Here is a 21,493-nt window from a genome sequence, read left to right on the forward strand (position 1 = left end):
GCCTGACAGGCCTGTGCACCCACTGAATTTCGAACTGATTGAAACATGCAGTAGTACGAGGCTTGTAGGGAAATGCATGCCTTGCCACGCTAAAGCTGCGGTTTGACGTGGCAGCTGCAGCACGCCATGCGGTCTGCACCGCATGCGTGCGGCGATGCACTTCCCTGCAGCGTACCGAAGCCCGAAAAGCACGGTTTTGAAGCAGCCCTCGCTCCATCACCAGGCCAGCGCAGACCTGTATTGCGCCATACATGCCGACATGACAAAAGTGCCTTCCAGCAGCGCCGCATGATCTGCTGTCAAAACTCGCATAACCGCAGGCTTCACCAATCGCCAGCCCCATTGCAGCACCACGCGACAAGGCACAAGACCTATGCTGACAGGCATCAGAACGTCTCATCGTTTCGCATGTTTTTGCATCCACGGACCCGCCATGAACCAACTCTCAGATCTGCCTCAACTTGCTTCTCTCAGCGCCATTGACCGTGCCCACCTGATTCATCCCGTCTCGCCCTGGCGCATGCATGAACAACGCGGCCCCACTGTGTTGAGCTCTGGCCGCGGCGCCTGGCTGACAGATGCAAATGGCCACGAACTGCTCGACGCGTTTGCCGGTCTGTGGTGCGTCAACGTAGGTTACGGGCAGGAGAGCGTAGTCCAGGCCGCCGCCGAACAAATGCGCCGCCTGCCGTATGCCACCGGTTATTTCCACTTCAGCAGCGAGCCGGCCATACGTCTGGCCGCCAAGCTGGTGGAGATCACGCCTGCATCGCTGACCCGGGTGTACCTGACACTGGGTGGATCTGAGTCGGTGGATGCAGCTGTGCGGTTCATCGTGCAGTACTACAACGCCATCGGCAAGCCCTCCAAAAAACAGTTCATCGCGCTGGAGCGGGGCTACCACGGATCGTCCTCCACCGGCGCAGGTCTGACAGCCTTGCCAGCGTTCCACCGGGGCTTCGACTTACCACTTCCCACGCAGCACTACATTCCTTCGCCCAACCCCTACCGCCATGAAGGTGCCGCCAGCCCGCAGGCGGTTATCGACGCGTCGGTCGCCTCTTTACGAGCCAAAGTAGCAGAGCTGGGCGCCGACAACGTGGCAGCATTCTTCTGCGAGCCCATCCAGGGCTCCGGCGGCGTCATCGTGCCGCCCAAGGGCTGGCTCAAGGCCATGCGCGATGCCACGCGCGAGCTCGACATCCTGTTCGTCGTGGACGAAGTCATTACCGGCTTTGGCCGCACGGGCCCGATGTTCGCCTGCGATGCCGAAGGTGTGGAGCCCGACCTGATGACCATGGCCAAGGGGCTGACTGCAGGCTATGCGCCCATGGGGGCGACGATGATGAGCGAAAAGGTCTACGCAGGCATCGCTGACGGTGCGCCCGCTGGCGCCGTCATAGGCCACGGCGCTACCTATTCTGCACACCCCGTTAGCGCCGCAGTCGCACTGGAGGTTCTGCGCCTTTACGAAGAAGGCGGTGTGCTGGCCAATGGGCAGCGCGGCGGCGTGCATTTTGCGGCCGGCCTGGACGCCCTGACTGCACATCCCTTGGTTGGCGAATCCCGCCACCGTGGCCTGCTTGGTGCTTTGGAGCTTGTCAGCGACAAAAACACCAAGCGCGGCTTCGATACAGCACTGGGTTTACCTGAGCGTATCACCCAGACTGCTTACCGCCACGGCCTGGTGTTCCGCGCGTTTGGAGACAACATCCTCGGCTTCGCACCGGCTCTCACCTTCACCGAAGACGAGTTCGCTCAAATGTTCGACCGACTGAAGACAACGCTTGACGATGTTCTGGCAATGCCCGATGTACGTGCCGCACTGGCCGGCTAGGGCCCAACAGCCCTTTCACGTAGCAGAATCTGTGTTTTCCACGCTATAGACCTCGCCATGAACGAAGCCTTAAAGATTGACCGCCTGGACCTGCGTATCCTGGCGCAACTACAAAAAAATGGGCGGATGACCAACGTTGACTTGGCAGACGCGGTGGGCTTGTCACCAAGCCCGTGCCTGATTCGTGTGAAGCGGTTGGAGCAGTCTGGCTACATCGCGGGCTATGGCGCGCATCTGCGCCTGGAAAAGCTCGGCGACACGCTGACCGTGTTCACCGAGGTCACTCTGTCGGACCACCGCCGCGAAGATTTCGCGCGCTTCGAAGCGGCCATCCGCGAAGTGGACGAAGTGCTCGAATGCCACCTGGTGAGCGGCGGCTACGACTACCTGCTGCGCTTCCTGACGCGGGGCGTGAACCACTACCAGGAAGTGGTCGAGGAACTGCTTGAACGCAACATCGGCATCGTCAAGTACTTCAGCTACATCGTCATCAAGTCGCCGTTCATCAAGGCGCACTGCCCCGTCGAGAAACTGTTTCCCCACCAGCGCTGAACTCCGCGCCTGACCGCATGCCAGACACCTCTTCTCGTCCCGCCTCCGACCTCCGTTCGCCCGGCCGCTTTGTCCGGCTCGCAGAGACCGACCGCCCTACCCTGTCGCTGCTGATCGATGGCGAGCCGGCTACCGCCCTGGTGGGCGATACGCTGCTCGTCGCCTTGCTCAGCCATGGCCGCCGGGTGCGCGACAGTGAATTCGGCGACGGCCCGCGCGCCGGCTTCTGCCTGATGGGCGCCTGCCAGGACTGCTGGGTGTGGACGCCGCAAGGCCAGCGCCTGCGCGCCTGCAGCACGCCGGCCGAGCCCGGCATGGCCGTGCTGACACGCCCGCCCATACACCACTGGCCCGCCACCCCGGATCTGCAGCAGTCTCTGGCGCGGCAGGCGGCCCAGGAGGCTGCGTGAGCACCGCGCCGCGCATCGTGGTGGTCGGTACCGGCCCAGCCGGTGTGCGCGCTGCCCAGGCCCTGGTCCAGGCCGGTCTGCGGCCCACCGTGGTCGACGAAGGCCGGCGCGACGGCGGCCAGATCTACCGGCGCCAGCCCGAGGGCTTCAAACGCTCCTATGCCAAGCTCTACGGCTCGGAGGCCGACAAGGCCCAGGCCCTGCACCGCGACTTTGATGCGCTGCGTTCGCAGATCGACTACCGCGCCGACACCCTGGCCTGGAACGTGACCGAAAAAACCCTGCATCTGGCGCATGCCGGCCAGGCCGAGACGCTGCCTTTCGATGCCTTGCTGATTTGTGCCGGCGCCACTGACCGGCTGATGCCCGTGCATGGCTGGCACCGCGCCGGCTGCTACAGCCTGGGCGCGTCGCAGATCGCCTTGAAAGCCCAGGCCTGCGCCATCGGCCAGCGCGTGGTCTTCATGGGCAGCGGCCCGCTGTTGTACCTGGTGGCCTCGCAATACCAGCAAGCCGGCGCCCAGGTGGCGGCGGTGCTCGATACCGCGCCCGCGGCCAAGTCCTGGGGCGCCATCGCCGGCCTGCTGGCGCGGCCCACGCTGGCGCTGCGCGGGCTCGGCCTGATCCGCGGGTTGCGCCGTGCCGGCGTGCCGGTGCTGCAAGGCGTGACGCCGCTGCGCATCGAAGGCGACGAGCGCCTGGGCGTACAGGCGGTGCAGGTGCGGGATGCGCAAGGCCGCACGCAGCGCTTCGAGTGCGATGCGGTCGGCCTGGGCTGGCACTTGCGCGCCGAAACCCAGCTGGCCGACCTGGCCCGCTGTGAGTTCGCCTTCGAACCCGTGAGCCGCCAATGGCTGCCGCGCATCGATACCGACGGCCGCAGCAGCACGCCAGCGGTTTACCTCGCAGGCGATGGCGCGCGCATCCTCGGAGCCGACGGCGCCGAAGCCGCCGGTCGCCTGGCCGCGCTGGCCGCGCTGGCCGACCTTGGGCATGCGCAGGGCCAAGCCCTCTATCAGAACGAATCGGCCACACTGCGCCGCACCCTCGCGAAGATGGACCGCTTTCGCGTCGGCCTTGTCCGCGCCTTCCCCTGGCCGCACTCGCAAGCCGCAGCACTGCCCGACGACGCCGTGGTCTGCCGCTGCGAAGCCGTCACCGTGGGCGAACTGCGCCGCTGCGTGAACGAGCTCGGCAGCCAGGAGGTCAACCGCGCCAAGGCCTTCAGCCGCGTCGGCATGGGCCGCTGCCAGGGGCGCTTTTGCGGCCACGCCGCGGCCGAGATCGTGGCCCAGGCCTGCGCAATTCCGGTAGAACAGGTAGGACGGCTGCGTTCGCAGGCGCCCGTCAAGCCACTGATGATGGACACGCTGGAGGCGGTGGAATGAGCGCAAAAACATTCGACACCGACGTGCTGGTATTGGGCGGCGGCCTGATGGGCACAAGCACCGCGTTTTTCCTGCGCCAGCACGGCAAGTCGGTCACGCTGCTCGAGCGCGAACTCGTGGGCCGGCAGGCCAGCGGCACCAACTTCGGCAACGTGCGCCGGCAGGGCCGCGAACTGCACCAGATGCCGCTGGCCAACCGCGCGCGCGCCGTCTGGGGCCGGATCAAGGAGCTGCTGGACGAAGATGTGGAATTCGTGCCCTACGGCCATCTGCGCGTCTGCTACACCGAGAAGCAGGCCGCGGTGATAGAGAAACATGCGCGCGACGTGAAGCCGCTGGGCCTGGATCTGCAACTTTTCAACGCCGAGCAGTTGCGCCAGCGCTGGGGCATCTTCGCGCCCAGCGTGGTGGCCGGCTCGTATTCACCACAAGACGGCCACGCCAACCCGCGCCTGGCCGGCCCGGCCTTTGCGCGCGCGGCACAACGCGCTGGCGCCAACATCGTCGAGCATGCCGAGGTGGTGCAGGTGGAACGCGACGGCAACGGCTTCGTCGCCCACACGGCCGATGGCCGGCGCTTTCGCGCGCCGCAGATGCTGGTGGCCTGCGGCGCCTGGTCGAACCGCATGGCCGAGCAGTTCGGCGAGCGCGTGCCGATGGAGGCCCGCGGCCCGCAGATGGGTGTGACCGAGCCACTGCCCTACGCGATAGGCCCGTCCATTGGCCTGTCGTCGCCCATAGAAACCGAAGGCCTGTACTTCCGCCAGATCGCGCGCGGCAACATCGTCTTCGGCGGCGGGCTCAAGGGGCCAGCCCATGCCGACCTGGTCCGCGCCTATGTGAAGCCCGACAACGTGCTGCGCCAGCTGCGCGAACTGCGCCGCTTCGTGCCCGCCTTCGCCCAGGTGCAGTTGATCCGCGTATGGAGCGGCATCGAGGGCTACACCGTCGACTGGCAACCCGTGATGGGGCCTAGCGCCAAGGTGCCCGGCCTGCACTACGCCTTCGGCTTCAATGGCGAGGGCTTTGCCATCAGCCCCGGCGTGGGCGAGACCATGGCCGAACTAATGACCACGGGCAGTACCTCGATTCCGCTGGCGCCCTATGCCATCGGGCGATTCGCAGCGCTGCAGCAGGCGCGGCAAGCAGCATAACTATCAAAAACATAGCACCTTGCGCACATGAAATATGCGCGGGAAGCCGATTTCATTCAAAAGTTTCGACTGCCCACCTCACGCCAACGCACGCGCCGCCACCTCGCAGAACCAGCACACGCCAAGGGGCAGCGCGTCGTCGTTGAAGTCGTAGCAGGGGTGGTGCAGTGCACGCTCGCCGTCGGGCCCGGGATCGGCGCGGCCCTGGCCCAGCCACAGGTAGGCGCCGGGGTTGCGCTGCAACATGAAGGCAAAGTCTTCCGAGGTGAAGGCGGCGCGCGGCGCCTCGGCTGCCTGCAAGCCTATCGCCGTGGCCGCGTCGAGCGCCAGTGCGGCTTCGGCCGCGGTATTGATGGTAGCGGGGTAGTAGCGCAGGTAGTTCAGCTCGGCCTGCACACCATTGGCCAGGGCCACGCCCTCTACACAGGCGCGCAGCGCGGCTTCGATGCGGTCTTGCGTGGCGGGGTCGAAACTGCGCACCGTGCCAGTGATGGCTACCTCGGCCGGCAGCACGTTGTGGCTGTGACCGCCCTCGATGCGCGTGATCGACAGCACGGCCGATTCGCCGGGGTCGATGCGGCGCGAGACGATGGTGTTGAGCTGGGTAACCAACTGGCTCGCCGCGAGGATAGCGTCCGGCGTGTGCTGGGGCTGGGCCGCATGGCCGCCGCGGCCGCGCAGCACGATGTCGAAGCGGTCGGCTGCGGCCATGATGGGGCCGGGTCGGGTCTGCGCCTGGCCCAGCGGCAGGTCGGGCCAGTTGTGCAGCGCGTATACGCTGTCGCAGGGAAAGCGGTCAAAGAGACCGTCTTCAATCATGGCGCGGGCGCCGCCCTTGCCTTCTTCGGCCGGCTGGAAAATAAAATGCACCGTGCCATCGAAAGCGCGGGTGCGCGCCAGTTGCCGGGCAGCACCGATCAACATGCTGGTGTGGCCATCATGGCCGCAGCCGTGGTGGGCGCCGGGGATACGACTGGCGTAGGGGCTGTGCCCGAGCTCCACCATGGGTAACGCGTCCATATCGGCGCGCAGGCCAACGCTGCGGGTACTGCTGCCGCAGCGCAGGCTGCCGACCACACCGGTACCGCCCAGTCCCTCATGCACGTCCAAACCGAGCAGGCGCAAGGACTGCGCGACGATGCCGGCGGTACGCCGCTCAGCAAACGCCAGTTCGGGGTTGGCGTGCAGGTCCTGGCGCAAGGCCACCAGGTCCGGCAACAAGTCGGCCACCGGTGCCGCGATATCCCTCAGGGCTGTCGGCATCAGCGCCCAGCCTCAACCGCGTCGGCCAACTCTTTCAAAGTGTGGAAGTGGTAGTCGGGCTGGGTCAAGGCCGATTCGATGGTGCCGCCCGAGCCCGCCTGCCCATGGCGCCGCTCGATCCAGCAGGTGGTAATGCCCAGCTGCTTGGAGATACCAATGTCGTGGTACTGGCTTTGCGCAACGTGCAGATTGTCTGCCTGCTTGTAACCCCAGGCCCCTTCAAAGCGACCCCGTGCATAAGCAAAGTAACGGGCATCGGGCTTCTCGCAGAGCGCGTCGTCGCAGCTCAGTTCCAAGTCAAAGGGTTGGTCAAGCGTCTTGGCGAAGTGCTTCAACGCCCAGGTCTGCGCATTGGTCATGGTGACAAGCTTGAAGCGCTTGCCCAAACGTTTCAATGCCTCGACGGAGTCAGGAAACGCCGGCCATTGGGCCACGGAATCACGGAAGCCTTGTGCCAGTACATGGCTGTCAGGCAGGCCCAGCGGTGGCGCAATCACGTGCCATACGCGCACCAGATCGTCGGGGTACCAGGTGACGTCTTCGCTCTTGCGGGCCTTGCGGTAGGCACTGAGAAAGTCGTCGTCGGACACCTGGGTGCCTGGTACGGCGGTATGCAAATAGTCGAGCATGCCGCGCTCGAAATCGATCAGAGTGCCGACAACGTCGAACGTGAGGACTTTGAAGTGTTGAAGAGACAAGTTAAGGCTCCAGCTAAGACGGTGTATGTCGTATAGCTAAAGCATAGGCGGCAACGCATTCATTGCGAGAGCAAACCAGGCCACTGCCTTGGCACAGGATTCTGTTGTCGCCTCGGCAGCAGCATGTTCTACTGAGCGATCGAAGCCTGCGCTCTATCCAAACACCCGCCCCCCTGGATCAGCGCCAATGAAAGGGCAGCTTGAAGTCCAGTGGACCCAGGTGCATATGGATTGAGCCCAGTCCAAGGGCGCAAAGAACTGCGAAAACGACAAAAAACCAGCCTACCGCAAGCATGAATGTGTTCAGAAATTTCATAGCCGAGGATGTTAACGCCCGCCCATAAGTCGTTTTGCACCCTAAGCGCTTGAAAACCAGCTGGAGCGCTCCCATCTGGTAATCAGAACCTTCACTTGAGCAGGTTTTTAGAAATTTCCCATAACTTTCAATAGGTTACACAGGTTTTCAAGATACCCAGAGTTCCACGTTTGCCAAGAATCGACAATCGCTACAGGCTTTACTAGGTCAAAGCTCCTAGCTTCGACCAAGGGAATACCCTAGCGCCAAAGAGGAAATCCCCGGCTTTAGCACTCTCTTTAATAGAGTGCTAATATTCAGCCCTAGAGAAAGGGAATCTGGTATGAACCTTCAAACTGGAACCATGTCCACCGCATTGGCGGCCCCGAACCCCTGGGCCCTGGTGCCCCCGCTGGGTAACCTGGACGCATATATCTCCGCGGTGAACCGCATGCCCATGCTCACCCTGGAGCAGGAGCAGCAATACGCACGCCAACTCAAGAACGATAACGACGTGGACGCCGCCGGTAAGCTGGTGCTGTCGCACCTGCGCTTGGTGGTGTCCGTCGCACGCCAATACCTGGGCTATGGCCTGCCGCATGGCGACCTGATCCAGGAAGGCAACGTTGGCCTGATGAAAGCCGTGAAGCGTTTCGACCCTGACCAAGGCGTACGCCTGGTGAGCTACGCGCTGCACTGGATCAAGGCGGAGATGCACGAATACATCCTGAAGAACTGCCGCATGGTCAAAATGGCGACCACCAAGGCACAGCGCAAGCTGTTCTTCAACCTGCGCTCGATGAAGCAGGGCTTCAAGTCCGACGCGATCGACGGTGACACCCACCGCGACACTTTGAGCGAGTCGGAAATCGAGTCCATGGCCAGCCAGCTAAATGTGAAGCGCGAGGACGTGATCGAGATGGAAACCCGCCTGTCCGGTGGCGACGTGATGCTGGACCCAGGCCCAAGCGACGATGGCGAAGACAGCTACGGCCCCATCGCCTACCTGGCCGACACAGTGCACGAACCCACCGCTCAGATCGAAGCCCACCAGCGCGACACCCTGGCCAGCGATGGCGTGCGCAGCGCGCTGGACGGCCTGGACGAACGCAGCCGCCGCATCGTGGAAGAGCGCTGGCTCAAGGTACAGGACGACGGCTCTGGCGGGATGACGCTGCACGAGTTGGCGGCCGACTACGGCGTGAGTGCCGAACGGATTCGCCAAATCGAATCTGCGGCCATGAAGAAGATGAAAAAGGCGCTGACCGAATACGCCTAAGTGCTGCATTCGCCGCCAAACAAAAAGGGACCTAGACGGTCCCTTTTTTTATGCAGCCTGCTTGAGCAGTATCTTCAGGTCGCCCAGCAGCGGCGCCACGCCACCGCCGTAGCGCGCATACAGGCGCAGCCGGCCCTGGGTGTCGTACACGTAGCTGCCAGCGGAATGGTCCATGGTGTAGCTGGTAGGCGTGCTGCCATCCACCTTCTTGTAGTAGACCTTGAAGTCCTTGGCCACGGCGGCCAACTGCTCGGGCGTGGGCACCAGCGCCAGGAAGCTGGGGTCAAAATTAGCCATATAGGCCTTCAGCAGAGCCGGTGTGTCGCGCTGCGGGTCCACGGTGATGAAAATGCCTTGCAGGCGGTCGCCATCGGCGCCCAAGGATTTCTTGATCTCTGCCAACTCGGCCATGGAGGTGGGGCAAACGTCCGGACACTGGGTGTAGCCAAAGAACACCACCACCAGCTTGCCTTTGAAGTCCTTCAGGCTGCGGCGCTGGCCGTTGTGGTCGCTCAGCTGGAAGTCCTTGGCATAGTCCGCCCCGGTAACATCCACCGAGGCAAAATCGGCCTTGGTTTCAGAACAGGCAACAAAAAGACCGCTAGCGCACATAGTTACTGCGCCAACAGCTACTCTTTTAATAGCATCACGTTTATGCATAAGGCTCAAATCAGGTAGTGGTCTAGCAGCAACGCAGCAAACAGCGCGCTCAGGTGGATCAGAGAAAAACGGAAGGTCTTGCGCGCCAGGGCGTCCGAGTAATTGCGCCACAGTGCAAAACCATAGGCGCAGAAGCCAATGCTCAGCACGACGGCGGTTGCCAGGTACAGCCAGGAACTCATACCGTAGATGAAGGGCATCAGGCAGGCCGCGAACAGCACCAGGGTGTACAGCAGCACCTGCAGGCGGGTGAACTCGTTGCCATGGGTCACGGGCAGCATAGGCAGGCCGGACTTGCGGTAGTCCTCCACCCGGTACAACGCCAGCGCCCAGAAGTGCGGCGGCGTCCACAGGAAGATGATCAGGAACAGGATCAAGGCTTCAGGCCCGACATTGCCGGTCATGGCGGCCCAGCCGAGCACCGGCGGCATGGCGCCCGAGGCTCCGCCAATGACGATGTTCTGCGGCGTCAGCGGCTTCAGAATGACGGTATAGACCACGGCATAACCCACAAAGGTGGCAAAGGTCAGCCACATGGTCAGGGCATTCACCCACACATACAACAGCACCGAGCCAGCCACACACAACAGGGCCGAAAACAGCAGGGTTTGCCAGTCCTGCAGCTCCTGCCGCGCCGTCGGCCGCCAGGAGGTGCGCTTCATCTTGGCGTCTATGCCCTTCTCTACCAGGCAATTGAAGGCGGCAGCGGCGCCAGCCACCAGCCAGATACCCAGGCAGGCCACCAGGCCCAGCCGGACTTCGGCCCATGTAGGCGCGCCGGGCACAGCCAGCACCATGCCAATCAGTGCACAAAACACGATCAACTGGACCACGCGCGGCTTGGTCAGCGAATAGAACTGGCGCAGGCGCGAGGGCGGCGCGGCAGTCATGGGAGGGGCGGTAGGTTCAGCAACACGCATGCAAACAATCTCGGTCCAGACAAAAAATACACGCCATCAGCGAACGGGGCGCTGCGCCGCCGGCTCGCTGAAGGCAAAGGAAACACGGGGCTCTGCGGCCAATGCACTACGGCGGCTGCAAACGATCCAGGTCAGCACGACCACCAGCGCGGCCGCGCCCCCGGTATGGCCCACGGCAGCCAGCATAGGCCAGCCCAGCACCACATTGCTCAAGCCCGTCGCAAACTGCAACAGGGTCAGCCCACCCAGCCAACGCGCCTGGCGCTGGGTGGCCGGATTACGGTGCAAGCGCCAAGCCAGCCAGGCCAGCCAGGCCAGCGCCAGCAGCACAAGATAAGCCATCAGCCGGTGGGTGTAGTGGATGGCCGTCAGCGCCGGAAATCCCAGGTAGGTGCCATCCTGCAAACGCCCCAGGGGACGCCAGATCTGGAAGGCCTGCTGGAAGTCCATCTCTGGCCACCAGCTGTTTTGGCACAGGGGGAAAGTATCGCAGGCCAGCACCGCATAGTTGGTGCTGGCCCAGCCGCCCAAAGCCACCTGGCAGGCCAGTAGCGCAAACACCAGCCAAAGAATCCAACGCGGTCCCGGCCAGGCCGGCGCTGGCGCCCGCTCGCGCTGGGCGTAGGCCACGGCCTGCACGCACAGCAACACCAGCAGCACCAGGCCGCCGATCAAATGCAAGGTGACGATGGCCGGGAACAGCTTCATGGTGACGGTCAAGGCACCGAATGCGCCCTGCACGCACACCCACACCAAGGTCAGCGTGGGCCACCAGGGGCTGACGGGCAGGATCAGGCCTCGCCGGCGCTGCCACCAGCTGGCAATGGTCAGCGTCAAAATCAACACGCCGACCGAAGTCGCCAGATAACGGTGCACCATCTCCACCCAGGCCTTGCCATGGGTCACGGGTCCGCTGGGCATAGCAGTCTGGGCATGGGTGATTTGGGCCACGGCACCCAGTGGGCTGGCATTGCCATAGCAGCCCGGCCAGTCGGGGCAGCCCAGACCGGAGTCGGTCAAACGGGTGAAGGCACCGAACAGCACCAGATCAAAAGTCAGAAACAGGGTCAACACCGTCAGGGCCTGCAAACGCCCCATGGTCGATGCCTGGGGGTTGCGCAGTCGCACCCACACCAGGGGCACGACGGCGATCAGCAAGCCCACCAGCATGACGCGGATGGCGGGCGACAGGTCGTACAAGGCAGGCGTGTCCATTTAACGGCCCGGTTGGTCCCAGGCTGCCGAGGCGCGCAACAGGCGCTCCAGGTCCCGCTTGGCGTTCGCCGCACCGGCCAGGTCCAGGCTGGCAGGGAAGCGCATCATCCAGTTGCCCAGGGGATCAACCAGGTACAGGTGATCGGCCAGCAGATGGCCCTGGGCAGGTGATAACCACTGCGATAGCTGTGACTCGGGCAGGCGCAGCACGGTGGCACCTTTCAAGGCGGGCAACAGGCGCTCGGGCACGGGGGCGTCGTCTGTCACTAGCCAGACCCAGTCCACGCGGTCTTTTTCCTTGCCCTGGGTCTCGCGCAGCTGGCGCTGCAAATACAGGTGTTTCTCACACAGCGCATCGCATGCGCCACTGCCTACGCTGAGCAGCAGCCACTGGCCCTTGAGCGCTCGCAGATTGCCAGGCGTACCGTCCAGCGCTTGTACCGGCTGATCGGGCAGCGGGCGCTGCGGGTCGATCAGCTCGCCAAAATTGCGCCGACCCTCGGGGCGGATCACGTAATAGGTGAAATACGAGGCAACCACCGGTGCAGCACAAGTCAACAGCACGGCCAGCATCTTCCAGCGACCAAGCACCGTGCGCCGACTGGCGCCATCCACCGCCTCCTGGGGCGTAGGCATGGAGTGCACCGTCATGCCCAGCAAGTGGTCTTCAGACGGGCTCACGGCGGCGGGAGTGCTTAGGGATGAAGCGTCGGACAATTTGGAACCAGACATATAGGATTGCGATCAGGGCAGCCAGCCCAAACCATTGGAATGCATAGCCATAGTGCTTTTCAACACCGGTATTGGCCTTGGGCCAGTCACGTTGCAGCAGCGGTGCGGGCGGCCCGGTTTGGAATACAGACGCCGCCATCAGGGGCAGGCCGGTCTCCGCAGTGAAAGCTGCCAAGTCGAGATTTTGCCGGATGGGTCCCGACTCTACCGCCTGGAAGGCGTAAAGCTTGGACGGTGGCGGGGCCATACGCCCTTGCACATCTACCAAGCCCCCGGGCGTATCGATGCGGGGCAAGGCCGTGCGGTCCAGGAAATTGCGTGGCACCCAGCCCCGCTGCACCAGGATCACGGCCTGGCTGTCCAGCAACTGCAAGGGCGTCACCACATAAAAACCAGTCTGGTCGTGCATCTGGCGGTTGTCCAGAAACACCGTGCGCTGCGCCACCCAATGGCCACGCAACTGGACATTGCGGTGCAGCCGCGAATCAACCTGCGGACTGGCCAGCAACTCGGCCTGTGCGACCGGCGGCAGCCGGTTCTGAGACTCGATGGCGGCAAACAAGGCCTCCTTCTGGGCTGCACGCGACAATTGCCAGCGCCCCAGCGACAGCGTAGCGGCCAGGCCCAGCAAAGCCCCTGCGGTCAGCAAACAGAAACGCAACTTGGGGCTCACGGGATAATGCTCTCCATGACCTACCTCGCCCTCGTTGCTTTTGCGGCCATCTTCGCCAGCCTGGGCGCTGCCCTGTACTTCATGCTCAAAGGCGGCAAGGACGACCCAAACAGCCCGAAAAAGGCCGACCGCATGGCGCGGGCACTAGCGTTCCGTATAGCCTTCTCGGTACTGCTGTTCGTCTGCATTCTGGTGGGTTGGAAGCTGGGATATTTGCACCCCACCGGCATCCCTGCCGGCAAATAAGGCGCAGCAACAAAAAAGCGCCCATCGGCGCTTTTTTGAAGGATGGTAGAGGGCAGCGCCATTACATCCAGTAGACGATCACATACAGGCCCAGCCAGACCACGTCCACGAAGTGCCAGTACCAAGCCGCACCCTCAAAGCCGAAATGCTTTTGCGGCGTGAAGTGGCCCTTCATCAGACGCAGCGTGATAAACAGCAGCATCAACATGCCCACAAAAACGTGGAAGCCGTGGAAGCCGGTCAGCATGAAGAAGGTAGAGCCGTAGACGCCGGAACTGAGCTTGAGATTCATCTCGCTGTAGGCGTGGGCGTATTCATATCCCTGCACGAACAGGAACACCGTACCCAAAATCACCGTGGCCCACATGAAACCAATCGTCTTGCCGCGCTGGCCTTTGACCAGCGCATGGTGGGCGATCGTCAGCGTCACGCCCGAGCTCAGCAACAGACCGGTGTTAATGGTCGGCAGCCAGAACGGCGTCATGGTTTCGAAAGGTTCAATGATGTTCGCTGGCGAAGCCGTGACACCCGCAGCCAAGCTGGGCCACACTGCCTTGAAGTCCGGCCACAGCAAGGCGTTGTCCAGACTTCCCAAAACCGGCACGGAGTGCGCACGCGCCCACCACAAAGCGGTGAAAAAGGCGCCGAAGAACATCACCTCCGAGAAGATGAACCAGCTCATGGCCCAGCGGAAGGACAGATCGATCTTGTGCCCATAGAGCCCGCCTTCGCTTTCACGGATGGCGTCGCGGAACCACTGGTACAGCACACCCCACCAGAACAGCATGCCAACGGCCAGTGAGTACTTGCCCCATTCGGCATCGTTCACCCATTGGCCAGCGCCCAGGATCACAAAAAACAAGCCCAACGCAGCCATCGCCGGGTGGCGCGATGGACCAGGCACAAAGTAGTACGGTGTTGCGGCATGCGCGCTTGAACTCATTTCAGCTCCTTGGTCTCACTTATTTTCTTAACCGTTTAGCAAAGCAGATCACTTCGCTACCACCCAACTGACAAAAAACATCAAACCCACCACGAACAGCAGCACGGCCAACAAGCCTACTGCAATCACCTGCAGCGGACTCAGCTTGGCCAGGTCATCTTCAAAGCCGCTGCGCTTGCGTATGCCCAGAAACGACCAGGCCACCGTCTTGATAGTGTGCAGTACCGAAGCCTTGGCCGGTGCACTCATGAGCCCCGCCCCGCTTCCACATGCTTCCCTGCATCGACCGTGGACACAGGCGCTGGCGGGGTCTTGCCACCCACTTCAAAAAAGGTATATGACAAGGTGATCGTGCTCACATCCTTGGACAGCTTCGGGTCGATCACAAAAGCCACAGGCCATTGCTTCTTCTCGCCTGGATCCAGGGTGTACTGATTGAAGCAAAAGCATTCCAGCTTGTTGAAATGCGCCGCTGCCTGCCTGGGCGCATAGCTGGGTATAGCTTGTGCGGCCATACGCCGGTTCTGCACGTTCTGGAATTCGTACATCACGGTAGTCAGTTCGCCAGGGTGCACCTGTAGCGATCGCGTGGCGGGTTTGAACTCCCAGGGGCCACGCGCGTTCGCATCAAACTCTACCGTGATGGTCCGGCTCATATCCACCTGGGTATTGGCGGGTAGCTTGATAGCCTTGCCTGCACCGCCATCGCCCGGCAACTGACGCTCTGCCAACGCCAGCACATTGATGCCGGTCATCTCACAAATCGCCTTGTACAACGGCACCAGCGCATAACCGAAAGCAAACATGCCCAGCGCCACAACGCCCAGCTTGCCCATCATCTTCCAGTTTTCGCGACGCACGTACATGCAGGCCTTGTAGTGACTTAGTGGTGGCTCAGCAGAACCATCTTGACAACAAATCCCACAAAGAACACCAGCGCAACCGACGCCAGTATCAGTCCGGTACGAAGGTTGAGCTTCTTTTGCTCTGGCGTCAGCATAGTCAGGTGTTATCCAATGACGCGGGTTGCCGTGGCATCCAGCTTGGGTGGGGTTTCAAAGGTATGGAAGGGTGCGGGCGATGGCACTTCCCACTCCAGACCTTCAGCGGCCTCCCAGGGCTTTTGCGACGCTTTTTCGCCCTTGCCCATCATGGCGGGCAGTACGACGAAAAAGAAGAAATACACCTGGGCAAAACCGAAGGCAAACGCCCCCACCGACGCAATGGCGTTGAAGTCAGCAAACTGCATGGGGTAGTCCGCATAGCGGCGCGGCATACCGGCCAAGCCCAAGAAGTGCATCGGGAAAAAGGTGACGTTGAACGCTATCAGCGACCACCAGAAATGAATCTTGCCGCGGCGTTCGTTGTACATCACACCGGTCCACTTGGGGCACCAATAATAGAAGCCGGCAAACATGGCGTACAGCGAGCCTGCCACCAACACGTAGTGGAAATGCGCCACCACGTAGTAAGTGTCCTGCAGCTGAATGTCGATAGGCGCCACCGCCAGGATCAGGCCGGTGAAGCCGCCCATGGTGAACACGAATATGAAGCCCACAGCGAACAGCATCGGGGTTTCAAAGGTCATCGAGCCCTGCCACATGGTGGCGATCCAGTTGAAAATCTTCACAGCAGTCGGCACGGCAATCAGCATGGTGGCGTACATGAAGAACAGCTGGCCGGTCACCGGCATGCCGGTGGTGAACATGTGGTGCGCCCAAACAATGAACGACAGGATCGCAATAGAAGACGTGGCGTAGACCATGGAGGCGTAGCCGAACAACTTCTTGCGTGCAAACGCTGGCACGATGTGGCTGATGATGCCGAAGGCCGGCAAAATCATGATGTACACCTCGGGATGGCCGAAGAACCAGAAGATGTGCTGGTACATCACCGGATCACCGCCACCGGCGGGGTTGAAGAAGCTGGTACCGAAGTGGCGGTCCGTCAGCGTCATGGTGATGGCGCCGGCCAGCACGGGCATCACGGCGATCAGCAGATAGGCTGTGATCAGCCAAGTCCAGCAGAACATCGGCATCTTCATCAGCGTCATGCCGGGTGCGCGCATGTTCAGGATGGTGACGATGATATTGATCGAGCCCATGATGGACGATGCGCCCAAAATGTGCATCGCAAAAATACCGGCATCCATGCTGGGGCCCATCTGCAGGGTCAACGGTGCGTACAGCGTCCAGCCCGCGGCAGGCGCACCGCCAGGCATGAAGAACGAGCTGACCAGCGTCACAGCGGCGGGAATCATCAGCCAGAAGCTGAAGTTATTCATGCGCGCAAACGCCATGTCACTGGCGCCGATTTGCAACGGGATCATCCAGTTCGCAAAGCCCACAAAGGCAGGCATGATGGCGCCGAACACCATGATCAGGCCGTGCATGGTGGTCAGTTGGTTGAACAACTCGGGATTCACGAACTGCAGACCAGGCTGGAACAGCTCGGCACGGATCAGCAGCGCCAAGACACCGCCCACCATCAACATGGTGAAACTGAACAACAGGTACAGGGTACCGATGTCCTTGTGGTTGGTCGCAAAAACCCACCGACGCCAGCCCGTAGGTGCGTGGTGGTCATGCCCATCGTGGTGGGCATGGTCTTCGTGGGGATGGAGAACTGCGCTCATCTTGCTTTCCTTGGAAATCTGTACGTTGCGAGAGCAGCTTATTTGCCGCGCAGAGCCAAGACATCAGCCGGCTGCACCAGTTGGCCCGTCTTGTTGGACCAGTTGTTTTTGGTGTAGCTGATGACTGCTGCAATATCGGTATCGCTGAGTTGCTTCCAGGAAGGCATGGCGCCGTTGTTTTGCCCGTTCAGCACCGTCATGATCTGCAGACTCTTGTCCGCATCTAGCACCTTGGGCGAGCCATCCAGCGGCTTGATCGGGCCTGCGCCCTTGCCGTTGGCCTGGTGGCAGGCTGCGCAATTGGCTGCATACACCTTTTCACCGCGCTTGAAGATGTCGTCCAGTGTCCAGACCTTGGAAGGATCATCGGCCTTGGCAGCCATTTTCTTTTTCTCGCCGTCCACCCACTTGGAATAGTCTTCTGCCGACACCACCTTCACCTGGATGGGCATGTAGGCATGCTCCTTGCCACAAAGCTCTACACATTGGCCATAGTAGGTACCGACCTTTTCCGCACGGAACCAGGTGTCGCGCACAAAACCGGGAATCGCATCTTGCTTGATACCGAAAGCCGGCACACCAAAGGAATGGATCACGTCGTCTGCGGTGGTGATGATGCGCACCTTTTTGTCCACTGGCACAACCAGCGGGTTGTCCACTTTCAGCAGGTAGTCGTCCACCACTTCATTGGCCTTGGGGCCACCATTGTTGGACATGGCGCGCTGGCTGCTGTCCAGCGTGGACACGAAGCCGATTCCTTCGCCCTCACCCTTCAGGTAGTCGTAGCCCCATTTCCACTGCATACCAGTGACCTTGACGGTCAGGTCGGCATTGGTGGTGTCCTTCAAGGCGACAACCACCTTGGTGGCCGGCAGCGCCATCAGGATCACGATGACGAAAGGCACGATGGTCCAAATCACTTCTACCACTACGGACTCGTGGAAGTTGGCGGCCTTGTAACCCTTGGATTTACGGTGCTTCCAAATGGAATAGAACATCACCCCGAAGACCGCAACAAAGATGACGCAGCACACGATGAGCATGAACCAGTGCAGCCATTGCTGCTCTTCGGCGATCTTGGTGACTGCGGGGGCCAGATTCAACTGCCGCACTGCGGGGCCACCGGGTAGATCATTGACCGCATGTGCAGCAGTGCTGAACCATGCGCCCGCCCAGACGCCGAGTGCGGGCAGGAGTGAAGCCAACTTGTTAGGAATCATCTTCATCGTTTTAACTTCTTCTCAATAGAACCAGTTTGTCTACGCTGCCCAAGCAACCCTGGACCTCCCCCTCAAGCGCTGCGCAATGCCATGCGAAGTTCGCGGGCCAATGCGGACCGCAACTCTGGACGCACATACCGCCCTACCTCTACCGAACACCCCTGGCCGGACACCTCTATCAAGGACCGGTCACCTGTTTTGGGTTCGATTCTGACCCATTCACGGTGAAACTCAGCTCGCTCCAGTCGGCCCGCGTTTTCCAACTCAACCACCAGACGGGGACCTTGCAACGAAATCTTCTCGCCATCGGTGGCATGGCGGGCATACACCAGGAACGCAATGCCCACGGCCGCCAGTTCCAGCCAAGCAAAAGGCAATACCAACTTGGCACCCTGCATCCAGAAAAAGGATGCAATCCCCAAAGACACCACACAGATCGACGCGTACAGCCAAGCCAACTGGGTCGGAGTGACCGAACAATTACGCTTCAGAAACCAGTGGATGTTCTGGCCGGAAACGGTGGCGAAGCGAAATACCAGATTCGACACGGATGGCACTCACAAAATTAAGCCCTTCGGACGACTTGACTGTCACTTTCCGATGGGCTTAGCTGCGTGGGAAGATACCCATATGTTTTTTCATTTTCATTGTAGCCCGCCTTTCCCGCTGGCGGCCTACCTAGAAACCATCATGCCGCGCCAGGCTTGGCTCTCTGCAGCATATCGCGCATGTCTCGCAGCGAAACCGCGCTTTGGGCACTGACCCGCAGCTTGGGTGCAGGCTTCAGCGCGTGGCCATAGATCAGCTCAAACGTCAGCGGCAGCCGCCCCTGCTCCGCAGCGCTGGCCAATTGACGTGCCAACGCGGCCTCCAGTTGCGCGCGCCAGGCCTTGCCACGCAAACCCGCAAAGCGCTGGGGATGCAGATTGCGACCAATCTCGCGCAGGTCCTGCAGCAGACGCTGCGGGTTCTCATACGTCAGCCGGATGCGCTCCATGTCCATCACCGGCTCGGCAAAGCCGGCGTGCACCAGCATGTCGCCCCAGTCATGCATATCGGTGAACTGATGGCCCGGCAGCGGCCAGCCCTGGGCAGCATAGACACTGCGCAGCTCCTGCACGGTGTCCGGCCCCAGGCAGGAAAACATCAGAAATCCATCGACGGCCAAAGCACGGTGCCACTGCGCGATCAGGGCCTGGGGGTCGGGCGCGGAATGCAGCAGCATATTCGCCCACAGCATCTGCACACTGCCATCGGGCGGCAGCTGGGCATGCTGGGGTGGCGCCGTCCAGCGGCCCGGGTTCCACCACGGTTTTGCTACAGATTGAATAGCTGCCTGCGCTTGATTTTCGTGCGCCTCCACCACATAACACGCAGCATCCGGGTAGCGGGCTGTGAGCTTGGCATGGGCCTCCAGGCCGCCGCGCACCGGCTCCCAGTGGGCCCAGGCCTGGGGCTGCAGCTTGATCCACTGCAGGCGGTCCTCCATGCGCCGGGCCACCTCCTCGTGCAACCAAGGGGACGTTGTGGCGGGCAGGCGGGCCCAGCGGGCAGCGGCGGCGGAGTCAATCGTGGGCGGAAGTTGGGTCGTCATAGGCTAGCCGGCTAGTATATTGAGGCCATGTTCCGCGCGCTTATCCACCGGGCAGCAACCCTTTTGCCCAGCCAGTGCGCCGTCTGCCGGGCCTGGCCCAGCCAGCCGGTGTGCGGCGCCTGCGTGGCCCGCTTCGCCCAGCCGCGCCTACGCTGCACCACCTGCGCCCTGGTCGTGCCCGAGGGCGTGGGCCAATGCGGTAGCTGCCTGCGGCAAGCACCTCCACTGGATGCCTGCCTGGCGGCGGTGGACTATGCCTATCCCTGGTCGCAATGCATTGCACGCTACAAATTCCAGCAGCACGTGGGCTGGGCCGCTACGCTGGCCGATCTGCTGCGCCACAGCCCCTGGGTGGAGCCCGCGCTGGAGCGCTGTGATGTGCTGCTGCCCATGCCTTTGTCAGCCGAACGCCTGCGCGAACGCGGCTTCAACCAATCGCTGGAACTGGCGCGCCACCTGGCGCCGCACAAAACCGATGCACGGCTGCTGCTGCGCACCCGGCATACCGCACCCCAGCCCGCGCTGAGCCGCACCGACCGCCTGCGCAACGTCAAAGGCGCTTTCGCCGTAGAACCTTTGCGGGCCCACAGCCTGCGGGACAAACGGGTGGTGCTGGTGGACGATGTGATGACCAGCGGTGCCTCGCTGTTTGGGGCGGCTGCCGTGCTGCGCCAGGCCGGCGCCACGCATATCACCGGCCTGGTGGTGGCGCGCACACCTGTAGATTAGCGCTCGAAGAAAGCCCGCACCACCTGTGCCACGCGGCGCACATCGTCTTGCGACACGTCCAGGTGGGTGACCAGGCGCAGGGTATACAGGCCGGTGGCCAGCACCTGCTGGGCCTTCAGGTGCTCCACCAGTGCCTGGGCCTGCTCGGCAGCTACGTGCAAGAACACCATATTGGTCGGCCCGGCATCCACCTGCAAGCCAGGAATGCCCGCCAGCAACTCGGCCAGCAGGCGGGCGTTCGCGTGGTCATCGGCCAGGCGCGCCACATGGTGTTCCAGCGCGTACAGGCCTGCAGCCGCCAGCACGCCGGCTTGGCGCATGCCGCCGCCCAACATCTTGCGCCAGCGCCGCGCCTGGGCGATGAAGTCCTTGCGGCCCAGCAGCACCGATCCCACCGGCGCACCCAGGCCCTTGCTCAGGCAAATGCTGACCGAGTCAAAACCGGCAATCAGCCGGCGCTCGGTCTGTATCAACGCCTCGCCGGGCTGCTGCGAGGCCACAACGGCGTTAAAAAAACGCGCCCCGTCCAGATGGCACTGCAAGCCGCGCCCATTGGCCAGGGCCACCGCCGCGTCCACATAGTCCTGCGGCAGCAGCTTGCCGCCGATGGTGTTCTCCAGCGCCAGCAGGCGCGTGCGGGCATAGTGCACGTCATCGGGTTTGATGGCGGCGGCGATGCGCTCCAGCGGAATGCTGCCGTCGCGCGCGTTGTCCAGCGGCTGGGGCTGGATGCTGCCCAGCACGGCTGCGCCACCCGCCTCCCATTTATAGCAATGGGCCTCCTGGCCGACGATGTATTCGTCACCGCGCTGGCAGTGGGTCATCAAGGCAATCAGGTTGCTCTGCGTGCCGGTGGGGCAAAACAGGCCGGCCTCAAAGCCCAGGCGCTCGGCCAGGCTGTCCTGCAGCAGGTTCACCGTGGGGTCGTCGCCAAACACGTCGTCACCCAGGGGTGCGGCCAGCATGGCGGCCTGCATGGCGGTGGTGGGACGGGTGACGGTGTCGCTACGCAGGTCTATGGTTTTCATGGGGCGTCAAAAAGAAGGGGAT

Annotated in this window: 24 protein-coding genes; 8 read left to right on the forward strand and 16 right to left on the reverse strand. The window is 62.3% G+C overall.

The features are described 5' to 3' along the window. Positions 1-433 precede the first annotated feature (433 nt). From AC07O2_RS00190 to AC07O2_RS00210, 5 genes are read left to right on the forward strand one after another with little or no spacing between them, the layout of a single operon-like run. Entirely contained in the window at positions 434-1,837 is a 1,404-nt protein-coding gene (locus AC07O2_RS00190) for an aspartate aminotransferase family protein (RefSeq protein ID WP_495073724.1), read from the forward strand. Positions 1,838-1,894: 57 nt separating this feature from the next. Then, positions 1,895-2,389 carry an Lrp/AsnC family transcriptional regulator gene (locus tag AC07O2_RS00195; protein ID WP_495073725.1) on the forward strand — a complete coding sequence of 165 codons (495 nt, stop codon included), beginning with the start codon at positions 1,895-1,897 and terminating at the stop codon, positions 2,387-2,389. Positions 2,390-2,406: 17 nt separating this feature from the next. After that, complete coding sequence (locus tag AC07O2_RS00200) at positions 2,407-2,799, forward strand: (2Fe-2S)-binding protein (RefSeq protein ID WP_495073726.1); 393 nt, start codon at positions 2,407-2,409, stop codon at positions 2,797-2,799. Continuing rightward, positions 2,796-4,187 carry an FAD/NAD(P)-dependent oxidoreductase gene (locus tag AC07O2_RS00205; protein ID WP_495073727.1) on the forward strand — a complete coding sequence of 464 codons (1,392 nt, stop codon included), beginning with the start codon at positions 2,796-2,798 and terminating at the stop codon, positions 4,185-4,187. The genes AC07O2_RS00200 and AC07O2_RS00205 overlap by 4 nt, the downstream gene beginning before the upstream one ends. Then, on the forward strand, positions 4,184-5,341 hold the full coding sequence (locus AC07O2_RS00210) for an NAD(P)/FAD-dependent oxidoreductase (protein ID WP_495073728.1): 1,158 nt from the start codon (positions 4,184-4,186) through the stop codon (positions 5,339-5,341). Before AC07O2_RS00205 ends, AC07O2_RS00210 begins: the two co-directional genes overlap by 4 nt. A gap of 78 nt (positions 5,342-5,419) precedes the next feature. On the opposite strand, the gene AC07O2_RS00215 is transcribed toward AC07O2_RS00210, so the two are convergent. Continuing rightward, a complete protein-coding gene (locus AC07O2_RS00215; protein ID WP_495073729.1) occupies positions 5,420-6,604 on the reverse strand; it encodes a M20 aminoacylase family protein in 1,185 nt (394 codons plus the stop codon). Next, entirely contained in the window at positions 6,604-7,302 is a 699-nt protein-coding gene (locus AC07O2_RS00220; RefSeq protein WP_495073730.1) for an HAD-IA family hydrolase, read from the reverse strand. The genes AC07O2_RS00215 and AC07O2_RS00220 overlap by 1 nt, the downstream gene beginning before the upstream one ends. 638 nt (positions 7,303-7,940) lie before the next feature. On the opposite strand from AC07O2_RS00220, the gene rpoH reads away from it, so the two are divergent. Continuing rightward, positions 7,941-8,876, forward strand: a complete 936-nt coding sequence (gene rpoH / locus AC07O2_RS00225; RefSeq protein WP_495073731.1) for an RNA polymerase sigma factor RpoH — start codon at positions 7,941-7,943, stop codon at positions 8,874-8,876. Between the two features lie 48 nt (positions 8,877-8,924). Here rpoH and AC07O2_RS00230 read toward each other — a convergent pair whose 3' ends face one another. Genes AC07O2_RS00230 through AC07O2_RS00250 form a run of 5 tightly spaced genes read right to left on the reverse strand, consistent with a single transcriptional unit; the run spans position 8,925 to position 13,076 of the window. Beyond that, complete coding sequence (locus AC07O2_RS00230; RefSeq protein ID WP_495073732.1) at positions 8,925-9,488, reverse strand: SCO family protein; 564 nt, start codon at positions 9,486-9,488, stop codon at positions 8,925-8,927. 53 nt (positions 9,489-9,541) lie between these two features. Beyond that, positions 9,542-10,456, reverse strand: a complete 915-nt coding sequence (cyoE, locus tag AC07O2_RS00235) for a heme o synthase (RefSeq protein WP_495073733.1) — start codon at positions 10,454-10,456, stop codon at positions 9,542-9,544. Between the two features lie 36 nt (positions 10,457-10,492). Further along, positions 10,493-11,671: a COX15/CtaA family protein gene (locus tag AC07O2_RS00240; protein ID WP_495073734.1), complete on the reverse strand. Its 1,179-nt coding sequence runs from the start codon at positions 11,669-11,671 to the stop codon at positions 10,493-10,495. Next, positions 11,672-12,403: an SCO family protein gene (locus AC07O2_RS00245; RefSeq protein ID WP_495073735.1), complete on the reverse strand. Its 732-nt coding sequence runs from the start codon at positions 12,401-12,403 to the stop codon at positions 11,672-11,674. Further along, positions 12,339-13,076, reverse strand: coding sequence for an SURF1 family protein (locus AC07O2_RS00250; protein ID WP_495073736.1), 738 nt, complete (start codon positions 13,074-13,076; stop codon positions 12,339-12,341). The genes AC07O2_RS00245 and AC07O2_RS00250 overlap by 65 nt, the downstream gene beginning before the upstream one ends. A 15-nt stretch (positions 13,077-13,091) precedes the next feature. On the opposite strand from AC07O2_RS00250, the gene AC07O2_RS00255 reads away from it, so the two are divergent. Continuing rightward, positions 13,092-13,322 (forward strand): twin transmembrane helix small protein, encoded by a 231-nt coding sequence (locus AC07O2_RS00255; protein ID WP_495073737.1) that lies wholly within the window; start codon positions 13,092-13,094, stop codon positions 13,320-13,322. A gap of 61 nt (positions 13,323-13,383) precedes the next feature. Here the strand turns inward: AC07O2_RS00255 and AC07O2_RS00260 are convergent, their stop codons facing one another. The 8 genes from AC07O2_RS00260 to AC07O2_RS00295 form a co-directional block, all read right to left on the reverse strand. Beyond that, complete coding sequence (locus AC07O2_RS00260; RefSeq protein WP_495073738.1) at positions 13,384-14,265, reverse strand: cytochrome c oxidase subunit 3; 882 nt, start codon at positions 14,263-14,265, stop codon at positions 13,384-13,386. 48 nt (positions 14,266-14,313) lie between these two features. Next, on the reverse strand, positions 14,314-14,514 hold the full coding sequence (locus AC07O2_RS00265; RefSeq protein ID WP_495073739.1) for a DUF2970 domain-containing protein: 201 nt from the start codon (positions 14,512-14,514) through the stop codon (positions 14,314-14,316). Beyond that, positions 14,511-15,131 carry a cytochrome c oxidase assembly protein gene (locus tag AC07O2_RS00270; protein WP_495073740.1) on the reverse strand — a complete coding sequence of 207 codons (621 nt, stop codon included), beginning with the start codon at positions 15,129-15,131 and terminating at the stop codon, positions 14,511-14,513. The genes AC07O2_RS00265 and AC07O2_RS00270 overlap by 4 nt, the downstream gene beginning before the upstream one ends. A gap of 17 nt (positions 15,132-15,148) precedes the next feature. Next, positions 15,149-15,265, reverse strand: a complete 117-nt coding sequence (locus AC07O2_RS00275) for a cytochrome oxidase small assembly protein (RefSeq protein WP_495073741.1) — start codon at positions 15,263-15,265, stop codon at positions 15,149-15,151. Positions 15,266-15,274: 9 nt separating this feature from the next. Beyond that, positions 15,275-16,900, reverse strand: a complete 1,626-nt coding sequence (gene ctaD, locus AC07O2_RS00280; RefSeq protein WP_495073742.1) for a cytochrome c oxidase subunit I — start codon at positions 16,898-16,900, stop codon at positions 15,275-15,277. Positions 16,901-16,938: 38 nt separating this feature from the next. Next, a complete protein-coding gene (coxB, locus tag AC07O2_RS00285) occupies positions 16,939-18,126 on the reverse strand; it encodes a cytochrome c oxidase subunit II (protein ID WP_495073743.1) in 1,188 nt (395 codons plus the stop codon). A gap of 65 nt (positions 18,127-18,191) precedes the next feature. Then, positions 18,192-18,668, reverse strand: a complete 477-nt coding sequence (locus AC07O2_RS00290; protein ID WP_495073744.1) for a DUF2244 domain-containing protein — start codon at positions 18,666-18,668, stop codon at positions 18,192-18,194. Between the two features lie 140 nt (positions 18,669-18,808). Further along, on the reverse strand, positions 18,809-19,714 hold the full coding sequence (locus AC07O2_RS00295; RefSeq protein WP_495073745.1) for a class I SAM-dependent methyltransferase: 906 nt from the start codon (positions 19,712-19,714) through the stop codon (positions 18,809-18,811). Between the two features lie 27 nt (positions 19,715-19,741). On the opposite strand from AC07O2_RS00295, the gene AC07O2_RS00300 reads away from it, so the two are divergent. After that, positions 19,742-20,443, forward strand: a complete 702-nt coding sequence (locus tag AC07O2_RS00300) for a ComF family protein (RefSeq protein ID WP_495073746.1) — start codon at positions 19,742-19,744, stop codon at positions 20,441-20,443. Here the strand turns inward: AC07O2_RS00300 and ltaE are convergent. Beyond that, positions 20,440-21,471 carry a low-specificity L-threonine aldolase gene (gene ltaE, locus AC07O2_RS00305; protein WP_495073747.1) on the reverse strand — a complete coding sequence of 344 codons (1,032 nt, stop codon included), beginning with the start codon at positions 21,469-21,471 and terminating at the stop codon, positions 20,440-20,442. The genes AC07O2_RS00300 and ltaE overlap by 4 nt on opposite strands. Positions 21,472-21,493 lie beyond the last annotated feature (22 nt).

This window comes from Rhodoferax sp. GW821-FHT10B06, from assembly GCF_059415605.1.